The organism is Myxacorys chilensis (genome assembly GCF_059505265.1).
In genome coordinates, this window is record NZ_JCACKG010000005.1 from 15,553 (window position 1) to 30,147 (window position 14,595).

A 14,595-nucleotide genomic window follows, 5' to 3' on the forward strand; every position below is an offset into this window, starting at 1 on the left:
AAGAGTTAATCTTTATATAGTAATAGCGTTCTCAATACTATTCAGAATCTGCGAATAATCTATTCGTAATCAAAATAGTTAAAACAGAATGCTCAATCGGTAGTCTCAATCAGCGTGTTTTAAGACCTGCCCAATTTAACCTGTGGGGGATTGACGCATCGCGATCGTCTTTGCTAAATTTCCTTAACTATCTTTGCTTCTACGCGGAGATTGAACTGAAGTCAGTCAGCCTAATTCAGCGTTGTTCAAGTCTCTATAAGGCTCGCAAGGTTGAAGCGGAGGAACCAACTCTTGGGGCGAACTAGGAACGCCATTGTGTGATGGCACTTTACCTAGAGGGCATCTCCCAGCTCTAGCCCGTCAGCTAACTTCGTCGGCATTGAGAGAGGACTGAAGAGCTTTTGGCTCGTCAGTGTCTCTTGTTGAGACTGCTCAGTTTGGCATAACTGAACTCAACCCTTAAAGCACTGAATTATGGTTCAACTCAGCATAATGGCGCTCTTTGTCGCCCTCAGTCAGGCTACTTGGAAGCGGACAAAGCTTGTTCTGTTGCGAGATACAGTGCTCTATCCAGCACTGGGATTTCTGGGAATTTTACTACTGTGGTACGGAATTGCTTCGCTGCGGCATGAGTTGATGCCGTATCCTCATGAAGCAGTTATTAATAATCTGGACTTCATTACGCACCCGTTTTATCAAGGTGGTGCAGGTGATTTAGGAATTGGTTGGCTGTTACTCGCGAGTTTGCGACGGGTCTTGCTGGGCTTTCTGCTAGGGGCCGTCGTGGCAATTCCTCTCGGCTTTCTGATCGGCATGTATCGCCCTGCGCTACTGGCCCTCAATCCGATCATTCAGATTCTCAAGCCAGTGTCACCTCTAGCATGGCTACCGATCGCTCTCGCTATTTTTAATTTGGCGGAACCCTCTGCAATTTTTGTAATTTTCATTACCTCTTTGTGGTCAACCATCATTAACACCGCTTTAGGAGTTTCCAGTGTTTCTAAAGATTATCTTGACGTAGCACGAGTGTTAGAAATGCCGTCGTGGCGGCAGGTTTACAAAATCATTCTGCCTGCAAGTTTGCCCTACATTTTCACCGGATTGCGAATTAGTTTAGGGATCGCTTGGCTGGTGATTGTCGCGGTAGAGATGCTAACTGGCGGCGTTGGGATCGGCTTTTTTGTTTGGGATGAGTGGAGCCGCTTGAATCTCAGTTCGGTGTTTTTGGCGGTGTTTGTGATTGGTATTACTGGCTTGTTGCTGGATGTCGCGATCGCGCAACTTGAAGCGCTCATCACTCACCGCCGAACTCCGAAAGAGGGATAAACCCTGCTCCTATCACCCGCTACATCCTCCATTTCAAACCTACTCCGCATTTCAAAACTTATGACGACCCAAAACTCCTGGACTAGGCGCGAGTTTCTGCTGGGCGCGAGTGCAACTGCAACAACAGTCGCGCTGGGAGCTTGCAATATCAGTGCGGATCGATCTGCCGCTGGATTGACTGAAGAAGCAAAGGCAATCGAGCAAGTTGTAAAACCATCTGAGCTAGAAAAACCAGATATCACCGTCGGCTATGTACCAGTGAATGACTGCGCTCCTTTTGCGATCGCCTGGAAAAAAGGCTTCTTTCACAAATATGGGCTAAACGTGCGCTTGAATCGTGAAGCAAGCTGGGCAACCTCTCGTGATGGATTGATTTTCGGGCGCTTAGACGCCTCGCCTATCGTGTCTGGAGCAGTGACAAACGCCCGAATTGGGGCAGAGGGAGCGCGTCATGCTCCCTTATGTGCAGGCATGGTGATTCACCGCCACGGCAATGCGATGACGATGAACCGGAACATGTGGAACTTTGGGTTGCGTCCCTGGCAGGAATATAACGGGAACTTAGAAGCATTTGGCCAACAATTTCGGGCATATTTTGAGCGTCAGCCCAACGAGCGCAAGGTTTGGGCAGTCGTCCTGAGTTCTGCCATCTACGAATATTTCGTGCGCTATGTGGCGGCGGCAGCAGGCGTTGATCCGCTCAAAGAGTTCCGCATCATCATTGTTTCCCCTCCCCAAATGGTGACAAACGTGCGGATTGGAGCGATGCAGGCTTACATGGTTGCCGAACCGTGGAACACTCGTGCCATTACTGGAAATGCTGGCGTTGGCTTCACCTTTGCTCAGGGCAAAGAAGTTTGGCTTGGGCATCCCGATCGCTTGCTGGGTGTAATGGAATCATTTATTAAAGAGAATCCCAAAACCTATCGATCGCTGCTAAAAGCGATGATCGAAGCCTGTCAATATTGCAGCAAACCGGAGAATCGCGTTGAAGTGGCTCAACTGATCACGGAGCGATCGTTTACCGGAGCAAAACCAAAAACTGGAGCGATTGACAAATTTACAGCTCCTGGAATCGTCGGCAACTACAATTACGGCGGCTTTGATAGCAAAGACCGCACCGTTAAAGCCGAAGACACGACCATATTTTACGATTTGCCGCCCAACCTGCCGCAAAAGCCAGGAGAAACGTCAACGTTTTTGTGGCAATCGGAAAGTCTTTGGTTGATGACTCAAGCGGCCCGCTGGGGGCAAATTAAAGAGATTCCCAAGAACGCGGATCAGCTTGCGGCTCAAGGCTGGCGCACAGATATTTATCGGGACGTTGCTAAAGAAATGGGCATTCCCTGTCCCACTGACGATTACAAAATCGAACCTCCCGAAGTGTTTATTGACAAAAAAGGCTTTGATCCAAGTGATCCAGTGGGCTATCTCAAAAGTTTCGAGATTCGCGCCGATCGCCCCGTTCCGATTTACTTCAGTTAGGGAAACTCAAACCGCTCAACCCTTCGTTTACCTATTCACCCTCCAAAACCATTCTGCAAAACTACTCTGCAAAACCATATGACTAAGTCAACCTTGCAAACAGCAGATACTAACGACAGGCAGCCAGAAACGGCTGGATTCTTAGAGATTAAAAACTTAAGCAAAGCCTATCCCACAGGAAACGGGGGCGAATTCGTTGTCCTCCACAATATCAATCTCACTGTGCAAGAGAACGAGTTTGTATCGCTGATCGGGCACTCTGGCTGCGGTAAATCCACCCTACTCAAGATCGTGGCAGGATTGGAGCGGTCAACCTCTGGACTCGTGACGCTGGAAGGGCGAGAAATTCGCAAACCAGGCAGCGATCGCATGATGGTGTTTCAGCACTACTCGCTGTTGCCTTGGCTTACCGTACGTGAAAATGTTCGGTTAGCGGTAGACGAAGTGTTAAAAGACGCATCCCGCGCCGAGAAAGCTAGTCTGGTGAATGAGCATCTGGCCATGGTCAACCTGATGCCAGCCGCTAACAAATATCCCGATGAGATCTCGGGCGGCATGAAACAACGGGTGGGCATTGCACGGGCGTTAGCAATTCGTCCTAAGATGCTGCTAATGGACGAGCCGTTTGGAGCACTTGATGCCTTGACTCGCGGCAAGCTTCAGCGACAAGTACTGGATATTTGGGAAGCCCATCGCCAAGCCGTGCTGATGGTGACGCATGATGTGGATGAAGCGCTGTATATGTCCGATCGCATTGTGATGATGACGAACGGACCTGCCGCCCAAATTGGCGAGATTCTAGACGTTCCGTTTGCCCATCCGCGCGATCGCGCCGCCCTGCGAGAAAACCCTCACTACTACGAACTCCGCAATCATGCGCTAAATTTTCTTGATCAACATTTTGGCGCTGATGATTGAGACTGTTGGAGTGCGCTCGCTACGTGCATTTATGACAGAATTCGCTATCAGGGCGTCAGCTTTTAGAGGCGGTTATCACGCCAAATCTCTATCGGAAACTGTAGTGACGATTAACTACAATAGAGATATCTAGAGCTTAGTTGACCTATGGAGATCGGACGTTTCTTTTCACTTCAGAACGGGCGAGTTGGACAATATCTATCACCCAGAGTTTTAGTCGTTAGAACTCCGTTTCGCCGAGTTCCTCATTCTGAGGAAGCAACCTATTTTGGGTTTGAGACGTTTGCTCAAGCTCAGAAGTTCACACAGCGTCTTGCAAGTTCTGGGTATCACTTTCAACTTCAACGGAGCCAGATTTTAGACCAGTTTCTGTATGAGGTTAAGCTGCCTGGAACGACTGCGATCGCGCTGATGCTGGCCTATTGGGATCGAGCCGATCAGCGACGACTGGGGACAGAGGACTCCCAAAAAGGCGGGGCGAATGCGTCGCGTAATTTAGAGCGAATCGCTGCTTAGGAAGGCTTTCAACCCTCTTTACCACCAGTTGCAATTGGTGTGAATCTGCACTACAATTAGTACAGATGATTCAGGTTCTTATTCCATGACGAAGCATTACATTCTGCACCTTGACCCTGCCGCCAAGTACGAATGGGATCGCTGCTCTTTGAGAGATCCGATCACTGCCGATCGTCCTGCCTTTGCTGAGCTAATTGCTGAAGCTGTGGGAGATCAGTCCGGTTCCTACTTGGTTGCTGTAAATATTGAAGTTCAGGTTTTGGAGAAAGCTGCGCCCCAAGCTCAGATGCCGCCTTCAAGCATGTCTGAGTTGCCTAATCGCGCCTTGCCTCAGCTACAAGAACTCGTCGCATAGCTGCTTCTAGGTCTTTAGTTCTCCTAATTTGTGCGTAGCCTTTGTTGTTCGTAGTCTGTAGTCCGTTGCGGCTCTTTGGCTGCTGACCCTTTTACGTTCAAGGAATGTCGAGTCATGAAATTTCGTTTAGATCAGTATCCCGCTGCGATCGCGCAAGCAGCTCATCATGTCAATGAGCTAGAGCTCAATATCGCTGAAATCCGTCAGCATCTTGCCCGATTAGAAGGCAATGCGGATATGGTTGTCGCATTTGAGACGGCGCTTAAGAATGACAATCAGCGCAAAGCCCGCCGCTTTGAAGTTTTGCAAGTCAATCAGGAGTATGGACGTGCGGTTGATGCTCTAAACCGTGCTTCTACCGAGAAAGCCAATGCGCTGGCACATTTAGAGCATCTACGCAACGAGTTTAGCGTGGCGAAATTAGAAACACGACTCACGATCGCACAGCAGTTGACTGGGCTTGATTCCCGTGAGCTAGTCGGTCTGTAAGCTTTTTAAGCTGGGTAAAGTTGAGCAGTAGAGCAATAAGTTCTACTGCTTTTTTATGGGGTGTCTTCTATTCTCTGTTTGCTGTTCAAAGAGCTTTGGGCACTCTACAGCAGTAGAAGTTGTGAGATATATCCATGTCTAGTGCAGGGTTGAATAAGTGGATTGTTAGTGGTAACCTGGCAGCGGACGCTCAAGTTAAAACTGTTGACTTGAAAAATGGTGAGCAGGCTAAAGTTGCTTCAGTCACTTTGTATGTTCAGAAGCCTCGCAACCGTGAGGAATCGTTCACAGTGTCTTTGAGTATTTGGGAAAAGTCTTATGCATGGCGCAAACTTCAGTTTTTGAAGAAAGGCTCGCTTGTCATCTGTACAGGTAATGTCGAACCGAACCCTTTTATTTCTAGCAATGGTAATGTTCCTAAAGCGGGCTTACAAATGACAGTAATTGATATTGATCTTGATATTGTTCGAGATGCTGAGAGTGAACAATCTGAGAGTGATGTTGAAGAAATGGTAGCGATCGCATCTTAGATTGCCATCCACCATTATTGCCTCTCAACCACCGTTTATACTGCTGGTTCAACCTAGTAGCTAAATCTGGTTTCCGCAAAAATCCTTCAAACCTTTTGACACCATAAGACTGCAAAATTACGGGATCAAAACCTTCGCTCGGTTTTGTATACCACGAGGCGACGTTGATTTTGGGTATAGAGATTTCTTTGAGAAAAGGTCTCCAAAAATATGAGTAAACTCGTATCTGTTATAATCCCTTGCTACAACGCTGAAAGATGGATAGCGGAAGCTATTGAAAGTTGTTTGAAGCAAACATACCCATTCATCGAGGTTATTGTAATTGATGATGGATCAACAGATCGCTCTCTAGAAGTTATTAAGCGTTATGCAAATAGAGTGATTTGGGAAACTGGATCCAATCGAGGTGGAAACCATGCCCGGAACCGTGGATTTGCTCTATCTAAAGGTGAGTACATTCAGTACTTGGATGCAGATGACTACATTTTGCCCGAGAAAGTTGAGCGCCAAGTGCGTTTTTTAGAAGAAACAGGTCTGGATGCTGTCTATGGTGATTGGCGACATCAGCGACATTTACCAAATGACAAAGTTATTTTGGAGGATGTAAAAGTCTCGGGAGAACAGGAAGATATTCTTGCTGCGTTGTTGTCTGTTTGGTGGGTTTGCCCTGCTTGTTTATTGTTTACGAGACAAGCAGTACAACAATCTAATGGATGGGATGAAACCTTAAAAGCTGGGCAAGACAAAGATTTTTTTATATCTGTAGTGATGAGTGGCGCAAAAGTTGGTTATCAACCAGGATGCTACTCAATTTATAGACGTTATGGAGATGTAACAGTTTCCACCTCTTCTAAAACTAGATACCTAGAAAGCCAACTTTTCATTAATAGAAAGATTGAAAACAATTTAAATCAATCAGGAAAGTTTTCAGAAAGGTATCAAAAAGCTTTAGCACAATCGTACTTTCTCATTGCTAGAGAGTATATTGAAGTCAACCCAAGTAGCTATAAAAAATTATTGAGAAAAACCCTGTCGCTAGATCCAGACTTTAAAGCTGACTCTGAAAATAGAACTGCAATCTACAGTTTTATTCAAAATATAGTGGGTTTTAGAGAATTTGAGAAACTAGTTTTCACAATTAAATTCGTTAAGAAATTAGTTAGGGATAGAGTTCTATAGCAGTCCTAAATGATTCGTAAAAATGGGCCGTACATAAATACTTTTGGAAACCTGAAAATTTGGCAGTGTGTGGCAAACTCAAAGGTTATGTCGCAAATACTTTTGAAAGACAAACTTACTGTGTCGTTTGCATTACCTTAAGCGATAACTCCAAAAATTGCTGCAATAAACTTTGCTCCAGACGCACCATCGCCCTAGCTGATCTTTTTCACTTGTCCTTTACAGCATCATCGCCGTGGCCCCAATACATCTAGAGGGCGTTGAACAGTTGCAAACAGATTCCGCGATTCACTTAAATCATTCTTCTTTGTGAAACGCCGTTTTTATTACTTGATAGGTTTTCCTATGCAATGCTGGTTATACCATCTGTTATATCTGCTATCCAATCCGTACCACTACGATTACGCCTCGACTAATTGGTTCTCCTGTCGCAAATAGGACTCAATAAATGGATCTAATTCTCCATTCATTACATCCTGAACCGCCGTTGTTTCAACATTTGTACGCAGATCCTTCACCATCTGATAGGGATGGAACACGTAGTTGCGAATCTGTGTGCCCCACGCCGCTTCTACCATGTCGCCTCGGATATCAGAAATTTCCTTAGCCCGTTGTTCCTGGGCAATTACAAGCAGCCTTGACTTCAAAAGTGCCAGGGCTTTCTCCTTGTTTTGAAGCTGCGATCGCTCCTCGGTACATCGCACCGCTAACCCGGTCGGCTTGTGAACAATCCGCACCGCCGTTTCAACTTTGTTGACGTTCTGCCCACCTTTTCCGCCTGCCCGTGTTGTCGTAATCTCTAAGTCCTTATCTGGAATATTGAGCTGAACCGAAGTATCAATCATCGGCATGACTTCAACCCCTGCAAAACTCGTTTGCCGCTTGTCGTTCGCATTAAAGGGTGAAATCCGCACCAGACGATGAGTTCCTTTTTCTGACTTGAGATAGCCGTAGGCATAGCGCCCTTCAATTTCTAGCGTAGCTGACTTGATGCCTGCCTCGTCTCCCTCCGATAGCTCCATCAGGTGGACTTTGTAGCGGTGCGCTTCGCCCCAACGGGTATACATCCTCATCAGCATCTCTGCCCAATCTTGCGCATCCGTTCCACCTGCCCCAGCATTGATGGTAAGAACGGCCCCTTTCGCGTCGTAGGGGCCTGACAACATTTGCTGAAGTTCCCACTGGTCGAGTTCGCGCTTGAGTTGAGTGGTTTTTGCCTCGGCTTCTTCAAGCAGCGATTGATCTAGTTCTAAATCAAGCAGTTCTAGCGTGGCTTCAGCGTCCGCCAAGTAAGCTTTCCATTGGTCAAACTGCTGAAGATGAGATTTGTAATCGTTTAATTCTTGCAGCGATCGCTGGGCTTGGGTTTGATCATCCCAAAAATCGGGTTGCGACGCAATTTGCTCCAGGTCTTGGATTTTGGCAGTCAGAGCAGGAACGTCAAAGATAGTCCTGGGTTTTACCCAGGCGCGAAGATAACAAGTCTACGTCACGTTTCAGGTCTACAGTATCCATACGGTTTTGAGATTCTCTCAGACAGTATTGATAATTTTAGTAGAAACTCGAACGATTGGCTTTGCTAAACTTCCCCCGCTGCACTAGCCGCACATGACTCGCCGCATCTGCCGCAAATTTGTAGGCAAATCTAGCTGAATCGCCTGCTCGATCAGTACTCTGGGAACAGGAATCACCGGGGTTGCTTGTACTAAGTAGGTCAAGACCGTTCCCCCGTTACAACTTTTGATCTGGAGGTCTGCCGAGAAATCGCTAAAGCTTCCTGATTCGAGCGAAAACTGAATGCGCTGATACTGCGTTTCTAACACTTTGAGGTAGATATCAACTTGAGCCGTGAAAAACAAAAACGCTTTACTTGCCGCTTGATGCAGCCGTTTTAGAGAGCCAGCTTTAACCACCTGAATCACTTCACTGCGGGTGATGTCCGGGAAGTACTGTGTCCAGCGAGGGTAGTCAGTTAGCTGATGCCAAACCTGCGCGGCCTCGAGGGGAAGGTACATTTGAGCTGTCACCGCCCCGCCCCAAGCAGAATAGGGATGAGTTTTGAGAAGAATTTCCCCACCTAGCAGGATCGGATCAATGCGTGTCGGATCAATGCTTGAAATCGCGATCGCGGTTCCCTCGGCGTTATGCCCTGTGATCGCTATTCCACGACTTGTCACCTGATTCATAGAGTCTACTCCTCAACGGTTCATCAGACTTGACCTGAACTTACCGTTAACCATAGCAACAAACCTGTTGTAAAACAGTTAAAGCTGAATCAGGTCTGCATGAAGATTTCGCGAAATCTATTGATTCAAAGTTATCAGAACTAAATTTCGGGACTGGGGTAAAGCAGTCGTGTAGCATGAAGTATTCAGAAGCACTATATCTGTTGAGGACTAACCGTGCGCCAACCTGCCAGCTCTAGAGAAGTTGTATTTATTGGAGTATTAGCCCTAACCGTGATCACGTGGCTCTTACGCGGTATTGGGTTGCTCACATTTCTACCCGGATTTGTACTGGGAATTTTGATATCGCTGTCGATCGCGCTCATTATCGTGAATGGTTTGATTGAAACAAGATGAAGTAGCAAAAACTACAACTCAAATTCATTCTCAGCGCGTTCATTCTGCTAATTGCAATTGAATAATGTCCTTGCTTCTACCTCTACCTCTTCGCTCGTATGTTAGAGAGAAAACGAGAGACCGTCTTCGTTTGAAACTCCTTTGGATACTACAAAACCTTTCTCTGGAGAGATTGGAGCGCAAGGCATACACAGGATAATAATCTTACCGTATTCGATTTTTGTATTACTAACTTTAACGCTATGACATCTATTTCTTTACCGACTCGCGGACAAGTAGAGCGCTCTCTTTCACAAAAAGTTTTAGCGCTTTACCGCTCCAATCTAGGTCATCAACCTAGCAAGGTGCAGTGCCACATTTCAGACGGAAAAATTATGATTATTCTAGAAGATTCTATTACAAAACCGGAGCAGGTTTTGGTAGAACAGGGGCAACAAGATCTGGCCGAGAAAGTTCATGACGATCTAGATAAAGCGATTTGCCCTGAGTTGAAAGCACTGATTGAAGAAATTGTCGGAGTGCAGGTGATCGATGTGCTAACTGATGCCAAATTTGATACGGGGCGCACTGGCACGATTGCAGTATTAGAGGATGCTCCCCAATTCCGAGATTCTCAAAGTCAGCGCCGTCCTAAAGATTCTGAGGACACACTAAATGACGCTGAATAATTTTCTCTAAATCAGTCAAATCATAAGGTTTACTGAGATAGTCATTGCAGCCTGCTTCCAGAATGCGATCGCGATCTTCTTTTCGAGCCGATGCTGTCAGCGCCACGATAGGAAGACCGGCTGTCTTTTGACATTCTCGGATGCGTCGCGCCACTTCCATGCCATCCATGTCGGGCAGAACGATATCGAGCAACAGCAGGTCTGGGGTTTTGCCGTCAATCATTGCTAACGCAGATTTGCCATCAGTTGCAGTCATTAATGAGCAATCAATCGTATCTTGCAACTGATATTGCAGTAAAAATAAATTATCTTCGTTGTCGTCAACAGCAAGAATTAACGGTTTCCGAGACGGAATACACATAACATTTGGGGACAGGGTTAAGGGAGATAGACCAGACCTTTATTCGTAAACAAGCAATGCTCAAACTTTAGGGTTAGCAAGACTTAGAAAGACATAATATATTCAAGCGTCAGAAGTGAGCTAGAAAAGTTTGCCCAATCTCGCAGGTTGTCTATATCTCTCTAGTCACCAGACTTGTACGTTTTGACGAATCCGCACACTCTGTAAAAATCTCTAGGGTCTGTAAAGAATTATAACAAGCTGGTTAAGAAACTTATAGATTTGCGTCAAGTTTCTAATATGTCTTCAACGTACCATGACTTTTGAACGCTGCCGAACAAAGCAGAAAGTTTTAAGGTTTTCGCAACGTTTAAACAAAAAGCTTTGAAAGAAGTACTTATGGTACTCAGTTTATGAAATACAAACTAGGGTAATAGCACCAGTAAAGTATATCTTGAAATACTAAATGTGACATTTCTGCTAGATTTACGACACATTTCATGAAATCCGACAGACAATAAGGGCAGAAAGGCAATTCTGAGGTAAAAGAAATGCTGAGTACCCTTGAGTTATGGAGAGCGGGACATGGGAATCGCTACAGTTAATCCCAGCACCGGAGCAACGATACAAGCCTTTGATCCACTAACCGACGCTGAGCTAGATGCCAAAGTGGAACTGGCTCACAACCGATTTTTAGATTATCGCTGGACACCGCTACATCAGCGATCGCAGTGGCTGCACCAAGCGGCAACCCAATTAGAGAATGAGAAACAGCACTACGCTGAACTGATGACGCTAGAGATGGGCAAACCGATCAAAGCGGCGATCGGGGAAGTTGAAAAATGTGCTTCGGTCTGTCGTTACTACGCCGATCACGCGCCCAAGTTTCTCGCAGACGTTCCAGCCCAGACCGATGCCTCGACCAGTTTTATCCGCTATCAGCCCTTGGGGGTCATTCTCGCGGTGATGCCGTGGAATTTTCCTTTCTGGCAAGTTTTTCGATTTGCGGCTCCTGCGCTGATGGCAGGCAATGTCGGCGTGCTTAAACATGCCTCGAACGTGCCGCAGTGCGCTCTTGCGATCGAAGACATTTTTACCAAAGCGGGCTTCCCAACCGGAGCATTCCAAACTCTATTAATCGGAGCCGATAAGATCGCCGGGTTGATGAGCGACGATCGGATCAAAGCCGCCACCTTAACTGGCAGTGAACCTGCTGGAGCAAGCTTAGCGGCAGCGGCAGGTAAGCAAATTAAAAGAGTTGTTTTAGAACTGGGAGGCAGCGATCCGTTCATCGTTATGCCGAGTGCAGATTTGGAGGCGGCGGTTGCAACAGCAGTCACGGCACGCATGATCAACAGTGGACAGTCCTGCATTGCGGCAAAGCGGTTTATTATTGCCGACGCGATCGCCGATGAATTCACCCACAAACTGATCGAACGCTACAAAGCTCTCAAGATCGGCGATCCAATGCATCCCGATACAGAGATTGGCCCGTTAGCCACGCCTGACATTCTTCAGGACTTAGATCAGCAGGTCAAGACCTCGATTGACCAAGGCGCAACCTTATTGATCGGCGGAGAACCGATGCGTGGCTCTCCAACGCTCAGCGAAGCGAATCGGTCTGGAAATTTTTACCCACCTACCGTTCTATCTGACATTCCCCAGGGAAGCCTAGCAGAGTACGACGAATTCTTTGGTCCGGTCGCACTTCTGTTTCGAGTTCCTGACATTTCAGCCGCCATTGCTCGCGCCAACGATTCTCCCTTTGGACTTGGCTCTAGCGCTTGGACACAGGACGATGAAGAGCGCGATCGCTTCATCACCGAACTTGACTCCGGATCGGTCTTTATCAACGGTATGGTCAAGTCTGACCCGCGTTTGCCGTTTGGCGGCATCAAACGTTCTGGCTTTGGGCGCGAACTTGGAAAAGAAGGTTTGTATGAATTTGTCAATGTTAAAACAGTGTGGGTGAAATAGTAGGGATGAAGGATGAGGGATGAAGGATGAAAAGAAGAGTTCGCATTTTTTCATCCCTCATCCCTCATCCCTCATCCCTCCAACTAGGAGGATGAAATGAGCGAAATGAATACGGCTGAACTATTAGTGCGCTGTCTCGAAGCAGAAGGCGTAGAGTATGTGTTTGGGTTGCCCGGAGAAGAGAACTTGCATGTCCTGGAGGCGCTAAAGGCCTCTTCGATTCAGTTTATTACGACTCGCCATGAACAAGGAGCCGCATTTATGGCAGACGTGTACGGGCGTTTGACCGGACGGGCGGGCGTCTGTCTCTCGACGTTAGGACCTGGCGCAACCAATTTGATGACGGGTGTGGCTGATGCCAATCTCGATCGCGCTCCCTTGGTCGCGATTACGGGGCAAGTCGGAACCGATCGGATGCACATCGAATCGCATCAGTATCTTGATCTCGTGGCGATGTTTGCGCCAGTCACGAAATGGACGACCCAAATTGTGCGTCCTAGCAATACGGCAGAAATTGTGCGAAAAGCATTTAAGATTGCTCAAAGTGAAAATCCGGGAGCCGTTCACATCGATGTGCCTGAAAACATTGCGGCAATGCCCGTTCAGGGAAAACCGCTTCTGGTAGATGATAGTGAAAAAACCTATGCTTCGTTTCACAGTATTGAAAAAGCCGCGATCGCGATCAATGACGCCAAAAATCCATTAATCCTCGTCGGAAATGGAGCGATTCGCTCTCATGCGAGTGAAATGCTGACGAAGTTTGCGACGCGATTAAACATTCCTGTTGCCAATACCTTTATGGGTAAAGGCGTGATTCCTTATCCACATCCTCTAGCATTGTGGGCAGTAGGATTACAGCAGCGTGATTATATTAGCTGCGGGTTTGATCAAGCCGATCTGGTGATTGCGATCGGGTATGACTTAATTGAATACTCGCCTAAGAAATGGAATCCTCAAGGCAATGTTTCCGTTGTTCATATTAGTGTTGCTCCGGCTGAAGTCGATAGCAGCTACATGCCGATTGCCGAAGTCGTTGGTGATATTTCTGATGCGTTGCAAGAAATTTTATATCGCTGCGATCGCGATGGCAAACCTGATCCTCAGGCGTTAAACCTGAGAGCCGATATTCGTGCGGACTATGCTCAATATGCGAAGGACGATGCTTTTCCGATTAAGCCACAAAAGATGGTTTACGATCTGCGGCAAGTGATGGGAGCCGACGATATCGTAATTTCAGATGTCGGCGCTCATAAAATGTGGATGGCGCGACACTATCATTGCCACCGTCCAAATACCTGCATTATTTCTAACGGCTTTGCGGCGATGGGAATTGCAATTCCGGGTGCGATCGCGGCAAAGCTGGTTCATCCGAATCGGAAAGTCGTCGCGGTTACAGGGGATGGTGGGTTTATGATGAACTGCCAAGAACTCGAAACGGCCCTCCGAATCGGGACTCCATTTGTCACGATTATCTTTAACGATGGTGGCTATGGCTTAATCGAGTGGAAGCAACAAAACCAGTTTGGGCATTCCAACTTTATTAAATTTACTAATCCTGATTTTGTTCGCTTTGCAGAAAGCATGGGGCTTAAGGGCTATCGAGTCGAGTCCTGCGCCGATCTACTTCCAATTTTGAGAGAAGCTCTAGAGCAGAATGTGCCTGCCGTGATTGATTGCCCAGTGGATTATCGGGAGAACTTGAAGTTTACCCAGCGATCGGGAGAAGTAACCTGCCCAATCTAACAGACCAGGGTATGCAGGGCTAATTTATTGTGTGAGATGTAAAAGGCGAGAAATATCGTGAGCCAGCGTTCTTAGGGCCTGAGTGAGCGAGGTAAAGCCGTTTTGCCGCAGCAGATTAATCACAATGTTGCGGCAAATCGAGGTATTGATAGCAACATTGGGATGAGTCAAGCGGGAGGCATCTTCTTGGAACACAACATCCTTAACCCAATGCAAGCCGTTTTCAATCTGCCAGTGATGGCGAATCCAGTGAGCAAACTGAGCGGCACTGGCAGAGAGCGAACTGATGAACCAGCGGCGCTGATGATAGGGTTTGCCAGCACGAGTGCCCATTTGGTCGATACAGATGGCAGTGCGAATGCCACTCCACATTGGCTCAAGCCGACCGGAACAGGGATACACTCGAACGGTTCGCGTAATTGTTCGATTACGGCTGACTTCGTGCGCTTGCCAAATTTGTTGTGCAGGCTGCTCGAGTCGCATCGTC

At 47.1% G+C, this 14,595-nt stretch carries 16 protein-coding genes and 1 riboswitch; of the genes, 12 read left to right on the forward strand and 4 right to left on the reverse strand.

Annotated features, from left to right (window positions below; all coding sequences use genetic code 11):
- The first annotated feature begins 232 nt into the window (after window positions 1-232).
- Window positions 233-393, forward strand: a riboswitch (cyclic di-AMP (ydaO/yuaA leader).
- 81 nt (window positions 394-474) lie between these two features.
- From ntrB to AC5JLB_RS00290, 8 genes are all read left to right on the forward strand, one after another.
- On the forward strand, window positions 475-1,326 hold the full coding sequence (gene ntrB, locus AC5JLB_RS00255; RefSeq protein WP_495871854.1) for a nitrate ABC transporter permease: 852 nt from the start codon (window positions 475-477) through the stop codon (window positions 1,324-1,326).
- Between the two features lie 60 nt (window positions 1,327-1,386).
- Window positions 1,387-2,811, forward strand: coding sequence for an ABC transporter substrate-binding protein (locus AC5JLB_RS00260; RefSeq protein WP_495871855.1), 1,425 nt, complete (start codon window positions 1,387-1,389; stop codon window positions 2,809-2,811).
- A 78-nt stretch (window positions 2,812-2,889) separates the two neighbouring features.
- Window positions 2,890-3,729, forward strand: coding sequence for an ABC transporter ATP-binding protein (locus tag AC5JLB_RS00265; RefSeq protein WP_495871856.1), 840 nt, complete (start codon window positions 2,890-2,892; stop codon window positions 3,727-3,729).
- A 147-nt stretch (window positions 3,730-3,876) separates the two neighbouring features.
- On the forward strand, window positions 3,877-4,245 hold the full coding sequence (locus AC5JLB_RS00270) for a hypothetical protein (protein WP_495871857.1): 369 nt from the start codon (window positions 3,877-3,879) through the stop codon (window positions 4,243-4,245).
- Window positions 4,246-4,330: 85 nt separating this feature from the next.
- Window positions 4,331-4,600, forward strand: a complete 270-nt coding sequence (locus AC5JLB_RS00275; RefSeq protein ID WP_495694225.1) for a hypothetical protein — start codon at window positions 4,331-4,333, stop codon at window positions 4,598-4,600.
- A 114-nt stretch (window positions 4,601-4,714) separates the two neighbouring features.
- Window positions 4,715-5,089, forward strand: a complete 375-nt coding sequence (locus AC5JLB_RS00280) for a hypothetical protein (protein ID WP_495694226.1) — start codon at window positions 4,715-4,717, stop codon at window positions 5,087-5,089.
- A gap of 149 nt (window positions 5,090-5,238) precedes the next feature.
- Complete coding sequence (locus AC5JLB_RS00285; protein WP_495871858.1) at window positions 5,239-5,619, forward strand: single-stranded DNA-binding protein; 381 nt, start codon at window positions 5,239-5,241, stop codon at window positions 5,617-5,619.
- Between the two features lie 210 nt (window positions 5,620-5,829).
- Window positions 5,830-6,798, forward strand: a complete 969-nt coding sequence (locus AC5JLB_RS00290) for a glycosyltransferase family 2 protein (RefSeq protein WP_495871859.1) — start codon at window positions 5,830-5,832, stop codon at window positions 6,796-6,798.
- 401 nt (window positions 6,799-7,199) lie between these two features.
- On the opposite strand, the gene prfB is transcribed toward AC5JLB_RS00290, so the two are convergent.
- Together prfB and AC5JLB_RS00300 are read right to left on the reverse strand one after the other, a co-directional pair.
- Window positions 7,200-8,313, reverse strand: a protein-coding gene (gene prfB / locus AC5JLB_RS00295) for a peptide chain release factor 2 (protein WP_495871860.1) whose coding sequence is annotated in 2 segments (ribosomal slippage) — window positions 7,200-8,240 and window positions 8,242-8,313 — 1,113 coding nt in all. Because the reading frame shifts where the segments join, the coding sequence is not laid out codon by codon here.
- Between the two features lie 83 nt (window positions 8,314-8,396).
- Window positions 8,397-8,984 carry an SRPBCC family protein gene (locus AC5JLB_RS00300; protein WP_495871861.1) on the reverse strand — a complete coding sequence of 196 codons (588 nt, stop codon included), beginning with the start codon at window positions 8,982-8,984 and terminating at the stop codon, window positions 8,397-8,399.
- Window positions 8,985-9,200: 216 nt separating this feature from the next.
- Between AC5JLB_RS00300 and AC5JLB_RS00305 the strand changes: the two genes are divergently transcribed.
- Both AC5JLB_RS00305 and AC5JLB_RS00310 read left to right on the forward strand, forming a co-directional pair.
- A complete protein-coding gene (locus AC5JLB_RS00305; RefSeq protein WP_495871862.1) occupies window positions 9,201-9,380 on the forward strand; it encodes a hypothetical protein in 180 nt (59 codons plus the stop codon).
- A 242-nt stretch (window positions 9,381-9,622) separates the two neighbouring features.
- On the forward strand, window positions 9,623-10,048 hold the full coding sequence (locus AC5JLB_RS00310) for a Na-translocating system protein MpsC family protein (RefSeq protein ID WP_495871863.1): 426 nt from the start codon (window positions 9,623-9,625) through the stop codon (window positions 10,046-10,048).
- On the opposite strand, the gene AC5JLB_RS00315 is transcribed toward AC5JLB_RS00310, so the two are convergent.
- Window positions 10,011-10,409, reverse strand: coding sequence for a response regulator (locus AC5JLB_RS00315; RefSeq protein ID WP_495871864.1), 399 nt, complete (start codon window positions 10,407-10,409; stop codon window positions 10,011-10,013). The genes AC5JLB_RS00310 and AC5JLB_RS00315 overlap by 38 nt on opposite strands.
- Before the next feature lie 564 nt (window positions 10,410-10,973).
- On the opposite strand from AC5JLB_RS00315, the gene AC5JLB_RS00320 reads away from it, so the two are divergent.
- Entirely contained in the window at window positions 10,974-12,365 is a 1,392-nt protein-coding gene (locus tag AC5JLB_RS00320) for an NAD-dependent succinate-semialdehyde dehydrogenase (protein ID WP_495871865.1), read from the forward strand.
- Window positions 12,366-12,461: 96 nt separating this feature from the next.
- A complete protein-coding gene (locus tag AC5JLB_RS00325) occupies window positions 12,462-14,108 on the forward strand; it encodes an acetolactate synthase large subunit (protein WP_495871866.1) in 1,647 nt (548 codons plus the stop codon).
- Window positions 14,109-14,132: 24 nt separating this feature from the next.
- Here AC5JLB_RS00325 and AC5JLB_RS00330 read toward each other — a convergent pair.
- The coding region (locus AC5JLB_RS00330; RefSeq protein ID WP_495871867.1) for an ISAs1 family transposase at window positions 14,133-14,595 on the reverse strand (463 nt) is incomplete at its 5' end.